The following is a 16,514-nucleotide window of genomic DNA, read 5'->3' as shown; positions in this document are numbered from 1 at the left end:
AGTCAGATAACGAAGCTCGTGTGTGTCCTTCGGCACACACGAGCGGGCCGGCTCCGCTGCGCTGCTCATCGCCCAAGAGGCGCGCTGGCCCGCAGCGGCACACAGGCCTTGGCCCAGGACACGTCGGTGGCTGTTCAGGTGGCGGGACGTGTGCTGAATCTGGAGTGCCATGTTGTGCAAGCCGCCCGATGCCGGCGCAACGTCTCACGGGGCGCGGCAGGCACTTGCGGCCGGGGGCGATTTCCGGGGCGGTGAGAAGCGCAGCGGGAGCGGCCTGCACGCAAGGGCACCTTGCGTGCTTCAACTTCTAGCTCACCGTGGCTGTCTGAGCGCAGCTGCGCAGCAGCGGAGCGAGTTCCACGGTGCAGGCCGCTTCCGCGAGCATCGCAACGGAGTCGATGCCGAAGGCATCGACCGCCCCGGTATGAGCCTCCGGCCGCAAGTGCCTGCCGCGCCCCGCGCCACCCACACCTGAAGACGTAGCGCCGTCAGTTGGCTACTTCATCAGCTCGCGCAACCAGTCCTGGCAAGCCTGCGCAGACTCGACAGGCCATTCCACCGTGACGGTCTTGTCCAGTTGCCGAACCTCCACGCGGATCATTCGTGCCGATGCCTGGGGTGCTGCGCCGCCGCCCACAAGGCGCGACCACCAGGTGCTGCGAGGCGGCTCGGCGATGGGGGTGACTGGCGGCGAAGCGGGAGGAGCATTCGAAGCCGCTGAAGAAGGCATCGGCAATGCAAACGACGCAGCCACAGGTGCAGCGGGAGGCGGCGCCGACACAGGCGCCGCCGCCGCATCGCGCCCCTCCAGCCGCGCAGCCAGGTTCGCACCGAACTCGTCCCACAGCCGATCGGCCTTGGTCTTCATCACGCCCAGGCCGAAGGTGCCCAGCCGCCCCAGCAGGTCCACGCGCACTTTCAGGCGCAACTCCGTGCCGCCGCCCGCCGCAGGGGTGAGGAAGACCTCGGTCTGCTGCTTGAGCGAGCTGGCCACCGAGGCGTCCTCGCCCGTGCCTTCGGCGCGCAGGTACTCGGGCGCGCGCTGCTCCACGATGTGCGTGCGCAGCTTGAACCTGGCGCTGATGAACGAGATCTTCTGGTGCATCACCGCCACGTACTCGGTGGGGCTGACGACGTCGATCGACTTCATGCCGGGCACCGCGCCGGCCATCACCTGCGGGTCCAGCAGCAGCGCCCACACCTGCTCGCGCGGGGCGGCCACCGTCAGGGTCTTCTCAATTTCCATGGTTCATGTTCTCCGCGGCCTGGAGCACCGATTCCACGATCTGCGTGTAGCCGGTGCAGCGGCACAGGTTGCCCGCAAGGCCGTGGCGCACGTCCTGGCTGCTCGGGCGGGGGTTGTTCTTCAGCAGGTCGCACGAGGCCATGATGAAACCTGGCGTGCAGTAGCCGCACTGCAGGCCACCGCACTGCATGAAGCTCTGCTGCAGCGGGTGCAGCGTGCCGTCGCCCGGCGCCAGGCCTTCGATGGTCGTGATCTCGCGGCCGTTGACCTGCACGGCCAGCATCAGGCAGGACTTGACCACTTCCCCGTCCAGCAGCACCGAGCAGGCGCCGCAGATGCCGGTTTCGCAGCCGCGCTTGGTGCCGGTCAGGTGCAGGTCGTCGCGCAGGAAGTCGGACAGCAGCCGGCGCGCCGGCACCTCCATGCTGTGCGGCTCGCCGTTGACGGTGCATTCGATCCTGTGGGTGCTCATGGCTTGTTGCCTCCTTCGTCGTCCAGGGGCAGCCCGAACAGCTGCCCCACCGTGCGGCGCGCGACGGCGCGCACCATGTCGCGCCGGAATTCGGCACTGCCGCGCAGGTCCGACACCGGCTCGATGTCCTGCGCCACCATCTCGGCCACTTCGGCGGCCACGGCGGGCGTGACGCTGCGGCCCTCGAGAAAGGCCTCGGCGCGGCGCAGGCGTGTGGGAATGGGTGTGGAGGCGCCGACGGCAATGCGCGCCTGGCGGCACAGCGCGCCCTTTTCTTCGCGGCGCGCCACGAAGGCGACGCTCACCAGCGGGCGGTGCTCCGCCGCCGTGCGCAGGAAGCGCGAGTACACGCCCTCGGTGCCGGCCGCCAGCGGCGGCACGCGGATCTCCAGCACGATCTCGTCGGCTTCCAGCGCGGTCACGTAGTAGTCGACCAAAAACTCCTCGATGGACAGCACCCGCTCGCCGCGCGCGCTGCCCAACACCACCAGCGCATCCAGCGCCATCAGGCAGCCTGGCGGATCGGTGGACGGGTCGGCATAGCAGAGGTTGCCGCCGATGGTGCCCTGGTTGCGCACCTGCGGATTGGCCACGCGCGCCGCCATGCTGGCCAGCACCGGCGCATGCCGCTGCACGAGCGGCGAGCGGGCCACGTCCGCATGCCGCGCCAGCGCGCCGATGCGCAGGCCCCCTTGCCCGTCGGCATCGATGCCGCGCAGGCGTTCGATCTTCGCGACCGAGACCAGGTGCGTGGGCGCCAGCATGCGCTGGCGCATGCCCAGCATCAGTGCCGTGCCGCCGGCGATCACGCGGGCCTCGTCGCCCAGGTCGGCCAGCATGCGGCTGGCTTCCTCGACCGTGGCCGGCTCCAGGTAGTCGAACTCACGCATGCGCTGCTCCTTGCTCTTGCTCTTGGTCTTCTTTCTGTGCACGCAGCGCGGCCAGCACCTTCTCGGGCGTGATCGGCAGCTCGGTGATGCGCACGCCCACCGCGTCGTACACCGCATTCGCAATGGCCGGCGCGCCGGGCAGGATGGCCGTCTCGCTCGCGCCCTTGGCGCCGTAGGGGCCGTTGGGATCGTTGGATTCCACCAGGCCGCTGCGCAGTTCGGGCAGCGCGTCGGCGGTGGGCAGGGTGTAGTCGGCGAAGTTGCCATTGGCCAGCCGGCCGCCCTCGTAGTGCAGCTGCTCGTACAGCGCCCAGCCGATGGCCTGCGCCGCCGCGCCGTTGCTCTGGCCGTGCACGGCGGTGGGGTTGAGCGCCTTGCCGCAGTCGTCGGCCACGTAGCTGTCGAGCACGGTGACCTGGCCGGTCTCGGTGTCCACCTCCACCTCCACCGCCTGCGCCGCATAGGAATAGGCGGCGGCGATGTTGCCGTAGAGGTTGTCGTCGTGCATGACGGTCTTCGGGTCCCAGGTGCCGCTGACCTGGATGCCGCCGCCGCCGTGGCGCCAGACGGCCTGGCGCGCCAGCTCGGCCAGCGTGGCCCGCCGCTCGGGCTGTGCCGTGACGAACACCGCGCCGCCGCCGATGGACAGCTGCGACGGCTCCACGTTCCAGCGCGGCGCCGCCAGCGCGAACAGCGCATCGCGCGCCATGCGCCCGGCCACGATGGCGGCATTGCCGGCCGACATGGTCACGCGCGAGGCCAGCGTGCCCACCGCCACCGGCGCCACGTCGGTGTCGGGCGGCACCACGTACACCTGCTCCAGCGGCAGGCCCAGTTCGTGCGCGACGATCTGGCTCATCATGGTGGCGGCGCCCTGGCCCATGTCGCATTCGCCGCTGATCACGTTCACGCGGCCGTCCTCGTTGATCTTCACCACCACGGTGGAGCCGTCCCAGTTGCCGATGGTGCGGTTGCCGCTCACGTGCATGGCGGCTGCCATGCCCACGCCGCGGCGCTTCACGCCGGTGCCCTTGGGGGCGGCGCGCTTGGCGGTCCAGCCGATGGCTTCGGTGGCCTGGGTGATGCATTCCTGCAGCCCGGTGCTGCCGATCTGCCAGCCGTGCACCGTGGTCTCGCCGGCGCCCACCGCGTTGCGGCGGTGCACCGCCACCGGGTCCAGCCCCAGCTGCCCGGCCATGGTGTGGATGTGGCTGTTGAGCGCGAACAGCATCTGCGTGCCGCCGAAGCCGCGGAAGGCGCCGCGCGGCGGGTTGTTGGTGTAGTAGAGCGTCGCATGCGAGCGCACGTTGGGGTTGCGGTGCATGTTGTCGCTGCGCATGGCGCTCACATGCATCACATCGCCCGACAGGCCCGCATAGGCGCCGCACTCGGCCAGGATGCGCACCTCCTTGGCGACGATGGTGCCCTCGCGGTCCATGCCCAGCTTGAGGGTGATGCGCTCGGGCACGCTGGCGCAGCAGGCCTGGAAGTCCTCCAGCCGGTTGTTCACCAGCCGCACGGGGCGTTGGGTGCGCAAGGCCAGCAGGCCGGCAACGAGTTGGTTGTCGTCTTCCACGATCTTGCCGCCGAAGCCGCCGCCGGTGGTGGCCTGCACCACCCGCACGCGCGACACGGGCAGGCCCAGCGTGGCCGCGACCTGCATGCGAACGAGGTTGACCGCCTGCGTGGAAGTCCACAGCACCAGGCGGCCGTCCGGGTCGGGCGCGGCCACGGTGGCCATCGGCTCCATGTAGCCCGGGTATTGCGAATGGGTCTGGTAGGTGGCTTCGTGCACGAGGTGGGCCGAGGCGAAGGCCGCATCGACGTCGCCGCGCTCGAAGCGGATCTCGTGGCCCACGTTGCCGCGGCCCGGGTGCACGCCGGGCGCTTCCTCGTCCATGGCCTCGCCGATGCTGAGGATGGCCGGCAGTTCCTCGTACTCCACCTGGATCAGGTCCAGCGCATCGCGCGCGATCTCTTCGGTGACGGCGGCCACGGCGGCCACTTCCTCGCCGCAGTAGCGCACCACGCCCTTGGCCAGCACGGCGCGTTCCTTGTGGTGCACGCCCCAGAGCGTGGCCGGCGCGTCCTCGCCGGTGAGCACCGCCTTCACCCCCGGCAGCGCGCGCGCCGCCGAGGTGTCGATGGAGACGATGCGCGCATGCGGATAGGGGCTGCGCAGCACCTTGCCATGCAGCATGCCGGCCAGCTTGATGTCGCCGGCGTACACCGCGCGCCCCAGCACCTTGGCCCGCGCCGTGACCTGCGGTATCTCCACGCCCAGCGTGGAGGCCCCGGACAGGGCCGAGGCTTCGGGTGGATGTCTCATGTAAAAAACCTCGCGATCAATTGCCGAAGCTGCCGCCGCCACCCTCAAGGGCGAGCGAAGCGAAGCCCGTTCGGGAGCACCCGCGGAACCGGCTTTGCCGGGCCGCTGGGTGCGCCCCCTCGAGGGGGGATTCGACCGGAACGAAGTCCGGGAGAAACGGGGGTGGGCCTATTCCCCGACGATGGCCAGATCGCGGATCGCCTTGCCCATCACCGCGTACTCGCGCTGGTTGAGCTTGGCCAGCGCATCCGGCGAGCCGCCGGCCGGCAGGGCGCCGAAGAAGGCCAGGCGATCGACCACCTCGGGCTCCTTGAGGATGGCGTTGAGCTGCTCGTTCAGCAGCTTGACCACGGGTGCCGGCGTGCCCTTGGGCGCGAAGAAGCCGTTCCAGGCGCTCACCACCACGTCCTTGTAGCCCAGCTCCACCAGCGTGGGCACTTCGGGCGCCAGCTTGCTGCGCTGCGCGTCGCCGATGGCCAGCGCCACCAGCTTGCCCGTGTCCAGGTACTGCCGCACCGCGCCGAAGGTGACCCAGGCCGTGTCCACATGGCCGGCCACCACGTCGGTGACCGAGGGGCCCACGCCGCGGTACGGCACATGCGAGAACTTGACGCCCGCGGCCTTGTTGAGCCACTCGCCCACGATGTGCATCGGCGAGCCGGCGCCCGGGCTGGCATAGGACACGGCCTTGCCCGCCTTGGCGGCGGCCACCAGGGCCGGCAGCGTCTTCACGCCCAGGCCGGGGTTGGCCACCAGCACCAGCGGCTGGGTGGCGGTGTTGATGACGGCCTCGTAGCCGCCCAGCACGTCGTAGCTGGCCGAGCCGGACAGCTTCATCACCATGGGGGCGGTGGTGAAGGGGTTGGGCGTGAACAGCAGCGTGTAGCCGTCGGGCATTGCGCGGCCGACATAACCGTTGCCGATGGCGCCGCCGGCGCCCGGCTTGTTGTCGATGACCACCGGCTGCTTCAGGCGCTGGCCCAGCTTGTCGGCGAACAGGCGCGCAATGGCGTCGGTGTCGCCGCCCGGCGGATACGACACCACCACCGTCACCGGCTTGGCAGGGTAGGCGCCCTGGGCCAGCGAGGGCAGGGGGCCGAGCACGGCGGCGGCGCCCAGCAGGGCGGCGGCAGCAAGGACGAGGCGGCGGTGGGAAGGCATCGGGGGAGCTCCTGGAGGAAGGGGAATCTGGCCAGTGGAAGGGGTGTCTGTTGCGCGTTCGCCCGGTGGTACTCGGATAAATTGCGTTTCGTATGTAAAACGCTTGACCACCAATGCAACAAAACGGATTCTCCGCCTGATGTTGTTCAATCAACTTGCTGTTACTACCGATTGATTTATTGTTATTTATGAAGTTGAAAAACTAACTCGACCAGAGTCATGGAACAATGCCGCCATGTCCGACATTTCCGCGCGCACCCCCTGGGACGACCTCGACGAACACGGCACCGGCCTCACGGTGGATGCTTTCATCACCACCCTGATGAGCCAGGTGGGCAACGCCCTGCGGCGCAAGATCACCGTCTCCTATGCGAGCCAGTTCGGCCTGTCGGTGTCGGAGTGGCGCCTGCTCGCGCTGGTGGCGCATGCTGGCGCGCCGGGCCTGCCCTTTGCCGAGCTGGTGGTGCAGTCGACTTCCGACAAGGCCCTGGTGAGCCGAACGCTCAAGCTGCTGGAGCAGCGCGGCCTGGTGCGCCTGGTGGCCGAGGGCAATACGCCGCGCAAGAAGCTGCACTGCCTGATCACGCCCGAGGGCGAGGCGCTGCACCGCGAGGCGATCCCGATCGCCCGGGCGCGGCAGGCCGCCGCCATCCGTGCCATACCGCCGGAACTGCGGCACGACATGTACCTGGCGCTGCTGCACCTGCGCGAGTACTGCCAGCAGATCGACGCGCCCGATCCGGCGCGCGGCGACCTGCACGGTCTGGACATCTGAGCCGTGCGCGGCGAACAGCGCGCTGCCGGTCCGCCCTTCAGCCCTTGTCCGACTTGCCGGCCGCGTTGGCCAGCTTGCTGAGCATGCGGTCCACCATCCACGGCTGGCGGCCGTCGTCCTCGGCCTTTTCCTTGCGGCGGATCGCGTTGCGCACCACGATCGAGCCGACATAGCGCATGGGCTCGGGCGGGAACTGGCCCAGCGGGCCGTGCGTGAGCGGGCTGCGCGTCCAGGCGTTGTCGGCATCCAGCACCAGCGACGAGAGGATCTGCCCGCCCATGTAGGTGGGCCCCACGCCGTTGCCCGAATAGCCGAAGCCGTAGTAGATGTGGGGGTGTCCTTCAAAGCGCCCGAAGAAGGGGAAGCCTGTGGCCGAGCGGTCCGACGGGCCGTTCCAGCTGGCGGTGATGGGCGTGTTGGCCAGCGCCGGGAAGAAGTCGCGCAGCGCCTGCGTCAGCTGGTCTTCGTACGGCGAGCGCTGGTCGAACACCGGCGAAATGCGGCCGCGCCATGCAAAGGTGTTGCCGCCCTTGCCCAGCATCAGGCGCCCGTCGGCCGTGCTGCGGTAGTAGTAGACGAAGGTGCGCGAGTCGAGCACCGACACGCCGTCCACCAGCCCGCTGCCGTGCAGCTCGGGGCAGCGCTCGGTGATCACCATGTCGCTGGAGACGATGGCGATGGTGCGCTCGAACTGCTTCGCAAAGGCACTGGCCATCCAGGCGTTCATTGCCAGCACCAGCTTGCCGGCGCGCACGCTGCCCGTGGGGGTGCGCACCACCACCGGCGGCCCGGCGGCGAAGTCGACCATCGGCGTGCGCTCGTGGATGCGGATGCCCATCTCCAGCGCCACGCGCCGCAGCCCGCGCACCAGCTTGCCCGGATGCACGGTGGCCGCATAGGGCGAGAACACGCCCGCCAGATTGCGCGCCGAGCCCGAGCGGCGTGCAACCTCGTCGGGCGGCAGGTCGCGGTAGGAATGAATGCCGCGTTCTTCCAGCGCGCGCATCACCGGCGCCATGGTGCCGATCTGCGCCTGCGAGGTGGCGGTGTAGAGCGTGCCGTCCATGCGCAGCTCGGCCTCGATGCCGTGCGCCTTGCAGAACTCGGCAATGTGGCCCACCGCCGCTTCCGAGGCCTTGACCAGGCGCACCGCCTCGGCCTCGCCGAACAGGCGCTCCAGGGTGAAGTACTTCGCCGACCAGGTCAGCAGGCAGCCGCCGTTGCGCCCGCTCGCGCCGGCGCCGCACAGGTCGCTTTCCAGAATGACGATGTCCAGCTGCGGCGCCTGCTGCTTGGCCTGGATGGCGGTCCACAGGCCCGTGAAGCCGCCGCCCACAATGCAGACATCGGTCTGCGTTTCGCCTTGCAGCGCGGGTGCGAGGTCGCCGGCGCCGAACAGCGCCTGCTCGATCCAGAAGGGGCGCATCTGGCTCATGCAGCTTGCCGCGCGGTCGGGCGGTGTTCGGCCGCGGCGCGTTCCAGGTGCCGCACGAAGTGGGCGAGGCCCGGCACCGCCAGGTCGGCGGCCTTCGCGCCGTCGTCCCAGCGGCGCAGGCGCACGGCATCCATGGCGAAGGGCAGGGCCTCGAAGGCGGCGGCCTGGGCCGTGTCGAATATGCCGCCCTGCAGCTTCAGGCTGCGCTGCGAGTCCGCCGACAGGCTGTCGTGATAAGCCGGCTCGCGCGCGCACAGGAAGCGCTTGGCGTCCACGTGCAGCCGGATCGGCTCCAGCGTGGCCGGGCCGAACAGGCCGCGCAGGAAGGGCAGGCAGCGGTACTGGTGAACGTCGTCCAGCCCCTTCATCGAGGGCGTGTCGCCGAAGTCGTGCAGCAGGTGGCCGATGTCGTGCAGCAGCGCCGCGCTGATGAGGGCGCTGCCGGCGCCTTCCTGCTCGGCCTGGTGGGCCGACTGCAGCGCGTGTTCCAGCTGCGTGACGGGTTCGCCGTCGTACTGCTCGTGGCCCTTGGCCTCGAACAGGGTGACGATGTCTTCCAGTGTCAGGCTCATGGTTTGCTCTTACCAGGGCAGCGAATAGGTCTTGGTGTTGCAGAAGCTCTTCATGGCTTCCAGCACGCCTTCCTTGTAGCCCAGGCCGGAATCCTTGATGCCGCCGAAGGGCGTGAGCTCCAGGCGGTAGCCCGGCACCTCGCGCACGTTGACGCTGCCCACGTTGAGCTCGCTCACGAAGCGCGTGATGTAGTCCAGCCGGTTGGTGCATACCGAGGACGACAGCCCGAAGGCCGTGCCGTTGGAGATGCGGATGGCTTCTTCGATGTCCTTGAAGCGGATCACCGGCGACACCGGCCCGAAGGTCTCGTGCTTGACCACCTTCATCTCCGGCTGCACCCGGTCGAGCACCGTGGGCGAATACAGGGCACCGCGCTGCACATTGCCGTGCAGCAGCTTGGCGCCGGCGGCGATGGCGTCGTCCACCACGCTCTTGAAATGCGTGGCGGCTTCCTCGTCGATGACCGTGCCCACGTCGGTGGCCGGGTCCATCGGGTCGCCGTGCTTGATGCCGAGCGTCTTTTGCACCAGCAGGTCGACGAAGCGGTCGGCCACCGATTCATGCACCAGCATGCGCTTGATGGCGGTGCAGCGCTGGCCCGAGTTCTTGTACGAGCCGCTGGCCGCCAGCGTGGCGGCTTCCTCGATGTCGGCGTCCTCCATCACGATGATCGGGTCGTTGCCGCCCAGCTCCAGGATCTGGCGCTTGTAGACCGCCTTGGCGGCGATGTACTTGCCAATGGGCACGCCGCCAGTGAAGGTGACCAGGTCCACGTCGGGGTTGGTGAGCATCTCGTCGGCGATCTCGCGCGGATCGCCGGTGATGACCGAGAGCATGGGCGGCGGCAGCCCGGCTTCGTACAGGATGTCGGCCAGCACGAAGGCCGACAGCGGCGTCTTCTCGCTGGGCTTGAGCACCATGCGGTTGTTGGTGGCCACGGCCGGCGCCACCTTGTGGATCACCTGGTTGAGCGGATGGTTGAAGGGCGTGATGGCGGTGATCACGCCCTGCAGCGGCTCGCGCAGCGTGTAGACCTTGCGGCTCTTGCCGTGGTGCGTGAGGTCGCAGGAGAACACCTGGCCGTCGTCCACCAGCGCCTGGTTGGCGGCGAACAGCAGCACGTCGGACGCGCGGCCCACCTCGTACAGCGAATCCTTGCGCGACAGGCCCGATTCGTAGGTGATCACGCGCGAGATCTCGTCCAGCCGCGAGGCGATGATCTCGCCCGCACGCATCAGGATCTTGTAGCGCTCGTAGCGGGTGAGCTTGCTCTTGTACGCACGGGCCACGCTGTAGGCCTTGCGCACGTCGTCCAGCGTGGCCTTGGGCACGGTGGCGATCACTTCGCCGGTGTAGGGGTAGGTGACCTCGATCACCTGGTCGCGGTGCACGCGCTCGCCGGCGATGCGCAGGGCCTCGCGGTGCACGGTGCCGGGCTTGAGGATCAGTTCGGACATGGGTTGCGTCTCCAGGATCGGATTCAGGCCGCCACCGGCACCCGTGCGTGGTTGAGGGCGAGGTCCAGCGCATCGAAGTTGCGCAGGCGCCGGCCGGGGGCGATGCCCTCCACCGGGCGGTTGCAGATCAGCGGCACGCGCTGCTCCGACACGCCGCCGTGCGAGCGCAGCGGCGCATCCAGGCCCGACAGGTCATGCCGGCTGGCGGCGGTGCCCAGCACCGTGTTCTTCTCGCTCACCACCACGATGTCGCCGATGCGGTCGGGCGGCAGCTCGAAGCGCTCTGCAGCCTCCTGGCGCGAGAGCACCAGCTCCATGCCGGGCACGGCCTTGAGCCGCTCGATCCAGGCGGGCACGCTCGTCTCGTCGGGCGCGTAGATGGTGGCGAAGGAGCCCAGGGCGCCGTGGTGCACCACATACGGGTCGGTGATGGGCAGGATGACGCGGGCCTTGCCCTGGCCGTACCAGCCGTCGAGCAGGTCCTGCAGGTAGATGACCTGGGGCGCGCCCTGCGCATCGTGCTTGTCGTTCATGCCGTGGTCGGCCGTCAGCACGATGGTGGCGCCCAGCGCGTCGAGCTGCGCCAGGTAGCCGTCCATCATGGCGTAGAAGGCATTGGCCTGGGCGCTGCCGGGCGCGGCCTTGTGCTGCACGTAGTCGGTGGTCGACAGGTACATCAGGTCGGGGCGGCGGGTTTCCATCAGCTTCACGCCGGCGGCGAAGACGAACTCGGACAGCTCCGCGCTGTACACGTCTGGCACCGGCATGCCCACCAGGCCCAGCACGTCCTCGATGCCGTTCTCGGCCAGGCTGACCTGGTCGGACTTCTCGGAGGAGAAGCAGATGCCCTTCATCTTGTGGCCCAGCAGCTTGCGCAGCTTGTCCTTGGCGGTGACCACGGCCAGCTTGGCGCCGGCATCGGAGAAAGCGGCCAGCACGGTGCCGGTGCGCAGGTAGCGCGGGTCGTTCATCATCACTTCCTCGCCGCGCTCGCGGTCGTAGAAGTAGTTGCCGCAGATGCCGTGCACCGAGGGCGGCACGCCCGTCACGATGGACAGGTTGTTGGGGTTGGTGAACGAGGGCACCACGCAATCGGCCAGCAGGTCGGCGCCTTCGGCGCGCATGCGCTGGAGATACGGCGCAACGCCGGCGGCGATGGCGGCATCGAGGTAGGCCGGTTCGCAGCCGTCCACGCAGACGACCACCACGGGCGCGGCCATCCAGCGGTAGCTGCGGGCATTGACTTCCAGGGTCTTCGCGGTCATCGGATCTTTCCTTCGGTTGTGGAATCCAGGGGGGAGTCGTTGGCCGCCTCGGGGTCGGGGCGGCCGTAGGCCTTGTGCATGCGGGCGCGGCTGCCGGCCACGTGGCGGCGCAGCGCGCGGCCGGCGGTCTCGGGGTTGCCGCTGGCAATGGCGTCGACGATGGCGCCGTGCTCGCCGGCCGAGACTTCCAGGCCGCCGCCGCTGTCGAGCGCGCGCATGCGAAACAGGTGCAGCTCCTTCACGAGCCGCTTGTAGGTGTCGGTGAGCTTGCGGCTGCCGGCGGTGTCCAGCAGCGTGTCGTGGAACTGCAGGTTGAGCTGCGCGTACTGCTCCAGGTCCTTGGCCTGGGCGGCGCCGCGCATGGCCTCGACCATGGCGCGCAGGCGGGCGATGGCGTCCGGGCCCATGGCCACCGCCACGCGCCGGCCGATGATTTCTTCCAGCGCCTCGCGCAGCTCGTAGATCTCGTCGGCTTCCTCGAAGGAGATCTCGCGCACATACACGCCGCGGTTCTTGGCATTGCGCACCAGGCCCGCTTCTTCCAGGGCGCGCAGCGCCTCGCGGATGGGGCCGCGGCTGGTGTTGAAGCGGGTGGCCAGCTCGCTCTCGTTGATGCGGCTGCCCACGGGCAGCTCGCCGGTCATGATGAGCCGCTCGATCTCCTCCTGCATGACCATGGGCAGCGAACTGGAGCGCAGGAAGGCAAGCGCGGAAGAGGGCGTGGTGTTGCTCATGGGGCGGATTTTTTCAGGGGAATTGCTAACTGTCAACAGTTGACAGTAATCATTCGACGTTCTACATTTTTACTCCAGAGGTGTCCGTCCCATGGCGCTTCCACAAGCTTCCACCACTCTCGTGACAGCCAAGTACAAGGAGCTATTCGAATGACGACTCCCTCCCGCGCCGCCCGTTTCGGGCTCGGCCTTTGTCTTGCGGCACTCGGCCTGGTCGGCACCAGCGCCTTTGCGCAGAAGACCACCCTGCAGGTCTACACGGCGCTCGAGACCGACGCCATGAAGCTCTACAAGGACGCCTTCGAAAAGGCCAACCCCGACATCGAGGTGCGCTGGGTGCGCGACTCCACCGGCATCGTCACCGCCAAGCTGCTGGCCGAGAAGGCCAACCCGCAGGCCGACGTGGTGGCCGGGCTGGCCGCCAGCAGCCTGGCGCTGCTCAAGCAGGAGGGCATGCTCATGCCCTACGAGCCCAAGGGCTTCAAGGAACTCAACCGCGCCTACTCGGATGCCGCCAATCCGCCCTCGTGGGTGGGCATGGACGTGTGGGCCGCCACCATCTGCTTCAACCGCGTGGAAGCGCAAAAGCGCGGCATTCCCAAGCCCGAGAGCTGGAAGGACCTGGCCAAGCCCATCTACAAGGGCACCATCTCCATGCCGCATCCGGCCTCCAGCGGCACCGGCTACCTCGATGTGTCGTCCTGGCTGCAGATGTGGGGCGAGGACGAAGGCTGGAAATACATGGACGCACTGCACCAGAACGTGGCCCAGTACGTGCACTCCGGCTCCAAGCCGTGCAAGCAGGCGGCCACCGGCGAATTTCCCATCGGCATTTCCTTCGAGTTCCGCGCGCACCAGGTGAAGAAGTCCGGCGCCCCGGTGGACCTGGTCTTTCCCAAGGAAGGCCTGGGCTGGGACATCGAGGCCACGGGCGTCATGAAGACCACGGCCAAGGCCGCGCAGGCCAAGCGCTTTGCCGACTGGATGGCCAGCAAGGACGCCAACGTCATCACCGCCAACTGGTGGGCCGTGGTGGCCTACCCGGGCGTGGCCTCCAAGCTGGAAGGCATTCCGGACAACTACGAGAAGCTGCTGGCCAAGAACGACCTGGAGTGGGCGGCCAAGAACCGCGAGCGCATCCTGGCCGAGTGGGGCAAGCGCTACGAAGGCAAGGCCGAGCCCAAGCCCTGAGGCGCAGCGCCTCCACGCGAACACGGACCCCACCCGCGCGCGGCCGCCGCCACCGGCCGGCCGCCGCGCCACCCGAAGAGAGCCAACCATGGAATCGACCGCCACCGAGCCATCTTCCAAGTCCGCCCCGCAGGGCGCGCCCGCCGCGCTGGAAATCGTGGGGGTGCGCAAGGACTTCGAGTCCTTCAGCGCATTGCGCGACGTGCACTTGCGCGTCAACCCCGGCGAGATGCTGTGCTTCCTGGGCCCCTCGGGCTGCGGCAAGACCACGCTGCTGCGCATCATCGCGGGGCTGGAGACGCAGACCGCCGGGCGCATCCTGCAGAACGGCAAGGACGTCTCCTGGCTGCCGCCCAACCAGCGCGACTACGGCATCGTGTTCCAGTCCTATGCCCTGTTCCCGAACCTGACCATTGCCGACAACGTGGGCTACGGGCTGGTCAACAGCCGTGCGCGGCGCGCCGACATCAAGGCGCGGGTCGACGAACTGCTGCGCCTGGTGGGCTTGCCCAGTTCGGGCGGCAAGTACCCCAGCCAGCTGTCGGGCGGGCAGCAGCAGCGCGTGGCCCTGGCCCGTGCGCTGGCCACCCGGCCCGGGCTGCTCCTGCTGGACGAGCCGCTCTCGGCGCTGGACGCGCTGGAGCGCATCCGCCTGCGCGGCGAGATCCGCCGGCTGCAGAAGCAGGTGGGCATCACCACCATCATGGTCACGCACGACCAGGAAGAGGCGCTGTCCATGGCCGACCGCATCGTGGTGATGAACCACGGCGTGATCGAGCAGGTGGGCACGCCGCTGGAGGTGTACGAGCGGCCGGCCACGCCCTTCGTGGCCGACTTCGTGGGCAAGGTGAACGTGCTGCAGTCGGTGGCGCTGGGCAACCAGCGCTTTCGTGTGGGCGACATGGAACTGCAGTGCGACGCCTGCAGCGCCGCCTTCACGCCGGGCGAGGCGGTCAACCTGTACCTGCGGCCGGAGGACCGCGCGGTCGAGAACCTGGATGAAAGCACCGCCAATCGCCTGAAGGCGCTGGTCACGCGGGTTGAATTCCTGGGCGGGCTGTGCATTGCGGAGGTCACGGCCGACGCACTGCGCGGCCAGACGATCGGGCTGCATTTCTCGCTCAACCAGCTGCACGACCTGGACATCCGCGAGGGCAACACCATCGACATCGCGCTGCGCGCCAACCGCATCCGCGCCTTTGCGGCGCGCGCCCAGGCATGAGCGCGATCGCCCCCCCGATGCCCGCCCTGCCGGTGGCCGCGGCAGCCGGCCGCATGCGCTGGAGCCGCGACGAGATCGTGGCCAGGCTCGTGCTGTTCGCCGTGCTGGCCCTGCTGGCGCTGTTCCTGGCCGCGCCGCTGTTCACCATCCTCGTGCACGCGGTGCAGGACAAGCAGGGCCGCTTCGTCGGCCTGACGCACTTCATCGCCTACTTCAGCACGCCCAGCCTGCTGCGCTCGGTGTGGAACTCGCTGTGGGTGGCGGCGGCCGTGGTGGCCATCTCGGTGCCCACGGCCTTCGTGTTCGCCTACGCGCTCACGCGCAGCCGCATGCCGGCGCCGCTGAAGGCCACCTTCCGGCTGATTGCGCTCATTCCGCTGCTGGCGCCTTCGCTGCTGTCCGCCATCTCCTTCGTGCAATGGTTCGGCAACCAGGGGGCGCTCAAGTTCCTGCTGGGCGGCGTGTCGATCTACGGCCCGCTGGGCATCATCCTGGCGGAGGTCTACAACACCTTTCCGCATGCGCTGATGATCCTGACCACCTCGCTGGCGCTGGCCGACGGCCGGCTGTACGAGGCGGCCACCGCGCTGCGCACGCGGCCGTCGCGGCAGTTCTTCACCATCACGCTGCCGTCGGCCAAGTACGGCCTGATCAGCGCGGCCACCGTGGTCTTCACCTATGTGGTGAGCGACTTCGGCGCGCCCAAGGTCATCGGCGGCAACTTCAACGTGCTGTCGGTGGACGTGTTCAAGCAGGTGGTGGGCCAGCACAACTTCGCCATCGGCGCGGTGGTGGGCCTGCTGCTGCTGGTGCCCTCGGTCGTGTCGTTCTGCATCGACTACGTCGTGCGCCGCAAGATCAAGGCGCAGCTGAGCGCGCGCTCGGTGCCGTACTTCCCGCCGCAGCGCCGCATCACCGATGCGCTGCTGACGCTGTTCTGCGCGGTGGTGTGCGGCCTGCTGCTGGCCACGGTGGGCATGGCGATCTACACCTCGGCGATCTCGCTGTGGCCCTACGACCTGAGCTTCACGCTCAAGCACTACCACTTCGTGCTGGTGGAAAGCGACATGGCGCAGGCCTACACCAACAGCCTGGTCGTGGCCTTCGCCACCGCGCTGGCGGGTTCGCTGATCGTGTTCATCGGCGCCTACCTCATCGAGAAGACCCGCAACCTCGGCATGCTCGGGCGCACCATGCACCTGATGGCCATGCTGTCGATGGCCGTGCCCGGCCTGGTGCTGGGCCTGGGCTACGTGATGTTCTTCAACCACCCGGCCAATCCGCTGAACTTCATGTACCAGACGATGGCGATCCTGATCATCTCGATGGTGGTGCACTACTACACCTCGAGCCACCTCACGGCCATCACCGCGCTCAAGCAGATCGACAACGAGTTCGAGGCCGTGTCCGCCTCGCTGAAGGTTCCGCTGTTCAAGACCTTCTTCCGCGTCACGGTGCCGGTGTGCCTGCCGGCCATCCTGGACATCGGCCGCTACTTCTTCGTGGTGTCGATGGCGAGCCTGTCGTGCGCCATCTTTCTGTACACGCCCGAGACCATCCTGGCTTCCGTCGCGATCATGCACATGGACGACGCGGGCGACATCGGCCCCGCCGCGGCCCTGGCCACGCTGATCGTGCTCACCTCCATCACGGTGTGCATCGCCTACGCCCTGCTCACCCGCGTGCTGCTGGCCCGCACCCAGGCCTGGCGCACGCTGGCCCGCACCTGACGACGCTTCTTCTTCCGAACCCACCCACTCGATC

Annotated in this window: 14 protein-coding genes; 4 read left to right on the top strand and 10 right to left on the bottom strand. The window is 68.6% G+C overall.

Features of this window, described 5'->3' with window-relative positions:
- Nucleotides 1–496: 496 nt before the first annotated feature.
- The 5 genes from VSO01S_RS02545 to VSO01S_RS02525 all read right to left on the bottom strand — a co-directional run bounded on the left by VSO01S_RS02545 (nucleotide 497) and on the right by VSO01S_RS02525 (nucleotide 6,098).
- Nucleotides 497–1,246 carry an SRPBCC family protein gene (locus tag VSO01S_RS02545; protein ID WP_068640225.1) on the bottom strand — a complete coding sequence of 250 codons (750 nt, stop codon included), beginning with the start codon at nucleotides 1,244–1,246 and terminating at the stop codon, nucleotides 497–499.
- Entirely contained in the window at nucleotides 1,236–1,718 is a 483-nt protein-coding gene (locus VSO01S_RS02540) for a (2Fe-2S)-binding protein (protein WP_068640224.1), read from the bottom strand. The genes VSO01S_RS02545 and VSO01S_RS02540 overlap by 11 nt, the downstream gene beginning before the upstream one ends.
- Nucleotides 1,715–2,608, bottom strand: a complete 894-nt coding sequence (locus VSO01S_RS02535; RefSeq protein WP_068640223.1) for an FAD binding domain-containing protein — start codon at nucleotides 2,606–2,608, stop codon at nucleotides 1,715–1,717. The genes VSO01S_RS02540 and VSO01S_RS02535 overlap by 4 nt, the downstream gene beginning before the upstream one ends.
- Nucleotides 2,601–4,937 (bottom strand): xanthine dehydrogenase family protein molybdopterin-binding subunit, encoded by a 2,337-nt coding sequence (locus VSO01S_RS02530; protein WP_068640222.1) that lies wholly within the window; start codon nucleotides 4,935–4,937, stop codon nucleotides 2,601–2,603. Before VSO01S_RS02530 ends, VSO01S_RS02535 begins: the two co-directional genes overlap by 8 nt.
- A 168-nt stretch (nucleotides 4,938–5,105) precedes the next feature.
- Nucleotides 5,106–6,098 carry a Bug family tripartite tricarboxylate transporter substrate binding protein gene (locus VSO01S_RS02525; RefSeq protein ID WP_068640221.1) on the bottom strand — a complete coding sequence of 331 codons (993 nt, stop codon included), beginning with the start codon at nucleotides 6,096–6,098 and terminating at the stop codon, nucleotides 5,106–5,108.
- Nucleotides 6,099–6,333: 235 nt separating this feature from the next.
- Here VSO01S_RS02525 and VSO01S_RS02520 point away from each other — a divergent pair, with 235 nt between their 5' ends.
- Complete coding sequence (locus VSO01S_RS02520; protein ID WP_068640220.1) at nucleotides 6,334–6,873, top strand: MarR family winged helix-turn-helix transcriptional regulator; 540 nt, start codon at nucleotides 6,334–6,336, stop codon at nucleotides 6,871–6,873.
- Between the two features lie 37 nt (nucleotides 6,874–6,910).
- Here VSO01S_RS02520 and VSO01S_RS02515 read toward each other — a convergent pair whose 3' ends face one another.
- The 5 genes from VSO01S_RS02515 to VSO01S_RS02495 are packed head-to-tail and all read right to left on the bottom strand — an operon-like array spanning nucleotide 6,911 to nucleotide 12,337.
- The gene (locus VSO01S_RS02515; RefSeq protein WP_068640262.1) at nucleotides 6,911–8,299 is read right to left on the bottom strand and encodes an FAD-dependent oxidoreductase; all 1,389 of its coding nucleotides are present in this window, start codon (nucleotides 8,297–8,299) and stop codon (nucleotides 6,911–6,913) included.
- Nucleotides 8,300–8,304: 5 nt separating this feature from the next.
- Nucleotides 8,305–8,880, bottom strand: coding sequence for a phosphonate degradation HD-domain oxygenase (locus VSO01S_RS02510; protein WP_068640219.1), 576 nt, complete (start codon nucleotides 8,878–8,880; stop codon nucleotides 8,305–8,307).
- 9 nt (nucleotides 8,881–8,889) lie between these two features.
- Nucleotides 8,890–10,338, bottom strand: coding sequence for a phosphonoacetaldehyde dehydrogenase (phnY, locus tag VSO01S_RS02505; protein ID WP_068640218.1), 1,449 nt, complete (start codon nucleotides 10,336–10,338; stop codon nucleotides 8,890–8,892).
- 23 nt (nucleotides 10,339–10,361) lie between these two features.
- Nucleotides 10,362–11,603 (bottom strand): phosphonoacetate hydrolase, encoded by a 1,242-nt coding sequence (gene phnA, locus VSO01S_RS02500; protein ID WP_068640217.1) that lies wholly within the window; start codon nucleotides 11,601–11,603, stop codon nucleotides 10,362–10,364.
- Complete coding sequence (locus tag VSO01S_RS02495) at nucleotides 11,600–12,337, bottom strand: phosphonate utilization associated transcriptional regulator (RefSeq protein ID WP_068640216.1); 738 nt, start codon at nucleotides 12,335–12,337, stop codon at nucleotides 11,600–11,602. Before VSO01S_RS02495 ends, phnA begins: the two co-directional genes overlap by 4 nt.
- A gap of 150 nt (nucleotides 12,338–12,487) precedes the next feature.
- On the opposite strand from VSO01S_RS02495, the gene VSO01S_RS02490 reads away from it, so the two are divergent.
- The 3 genes from VSO01S_RS02490 to VSO01S_RS02480 all read left to right on the top strand — a co-directional run bounded on the left by VSO01S_RS02490 (nucleotide 12,488) and on the right by VSO01S_RS02480 (nucleotide 16,480).
- The gene (locus tag VSO01S_RS02490; protein WP_068640215.1) at nucleotides 12,488–13,528 is read left to right on the top strand and encodes a putative 2-aminoethylphosphonate ABC transporter substrate-binding protein; all 1,041 of its coding nucleotides are present in this window, start codon (nucleotides 12,488–12,490) and stop codon (nucleotides 13,526–13,528) included.
- Nucleotides 13,529–13,616: 88 nt separating this feature from the next.
- Nucleotides 13,617–14,750: a putative 2-aminoethylphosphonate ABC transporter ATP-binding protein gene (locus VSO01S_RS02485; RefSeq protein ID WP_068640214.1), complete on the top strand. Its 1,134-nt coding sequence runs from the start codon at nucleotides 13,617–13,619 to the stop codon at nucleotides 14,748–14,750.
- Entirely contained in the window at nucleotides 14,747–16,480 is a 1,734-nt protein-coding gene (locus tag VSO01S_RS02480) for a putative 2-aminoethylphosphonate ABC transporter permease subunit (RefSeq protein ID WP_068640213.1), read from the top strand. Before VSO01S_RS02485 ends, VSO01S_RS02480 begins: the two co-directional genes overlap by 4 nt.
- Nucleotides 16,481–16,514: the final 34 nt, after the last annotated feature.

This window comes from Variovorax soli NBRC 106424 (genome assembly GCF_001591385.1).
GTDB lineage: Bacteria > Pseudomonadota > Gammaproteobacteria > Burkholderiales > Burkholderiaceae_C > Variovorax > Variovorax soli.
The sequence above is the reverse complement of the archived record's forward strand: the minus strand, read 5'-3'. Positions and strand labels throughout refer to the sequence as shown.

Coding starts and splice junctions, on each gene's coding strand:
- VSO01S_RS02490 (WP_068640215.1), top strand. CDS start 12,488: ATGACGACTCCCTCCCGCGCCGCCCGTTTCGGGCTCGGCCTTTGTCTT.
- VSO01S_RS02485 (WP_068640214.1), top strand. CDS start 13,617: ATGGAATCGACCGCCACCGAGCCATCTTCCAAGTCCGCCCCGCAGGGC.
- VSO01S_RS02480 (WP_068640213.1), top strand. CDS start 14,747: ATGAGCGCGATCGCCCCCCCGATGCCCGCCCTGCCGGTGGCCGCGGCA.
- VSO01S_RS02540 (WP_068640224.1), bottom strand. CDS start 1,718: ATGAGCACCCACAGGATCGAATGCACCGTCAACGGCGAGCCGCACAGC.
- VSO01S_RS02515 (WP_068640262.1), bottom strand. CDS start 8,299: ATGCGCCCCTTCTGGATCGAGCAGGCGCTGTTCGGCGCCGGCGACCTC.
- phnY (WP_068640218.1), bottom strand. CDS start 10,338: ATGTCCGAACTGATCCTCAAGCCCGGCACCGTGCACCGCGAGGCCCTG.
- VSO01S_RS02525 (WP_068640221.1), bottom strand. CDS start 6,098: ATGCCTTCCCACCGCCGCCTCGTCCTTGCTGCCGCCGCCCTGCTGGGC.
- VSO01S_RS02535 (WP_068640223.1), bottom strand. CDS start 2,608: ATGCGTGAGTTCGACTACCTGGAGCCGGCCACGGTCGAGGAAGCCAGC.
- VSO01S_RS02520 (WP_068640220.1), top strand. CDS start 6,334: ATGTCCGACATTTCCGCGCGCACCCCCTGGGACGACCTCGACGAACAC.
- VSO01S_RS02495 (WP_068640216.1), bottom strand. CDS start 12,337: ATGAGCAACACCACGCCCTCTTCCGCGCTTGCCTTCCTGCGCTCCAGT.
- VSO01S_RS02545 (WP_068640225.1), bottom strand. CDS start 1,246: ATGGAAATTGAGAAGACCCTGACGGTGGCCGCCCCGCGCGAGCAGGTG.
- VSO01S_RS02530 (WP_068640222.1), bottom strand. CDS start 4,937: ATGAGACATCCACCCGAAGCCTCGGCCCTGTCCGGGGCCTCCACGCTG.
- phnA (WP_068640217.1), bottom strand. CDS start 11,603: ATGACCGCGAAGACCCTGGAAGTCAATGCCCGCAGCTACCGCTGGATG.
- VSO01S_RS02510 (WP_068640219.1), bottom strand. CDS start 8,880: ATGAGCCTGACACTGGAAGACATCGTCACCCTGTTCGAGGCCAAGGGC.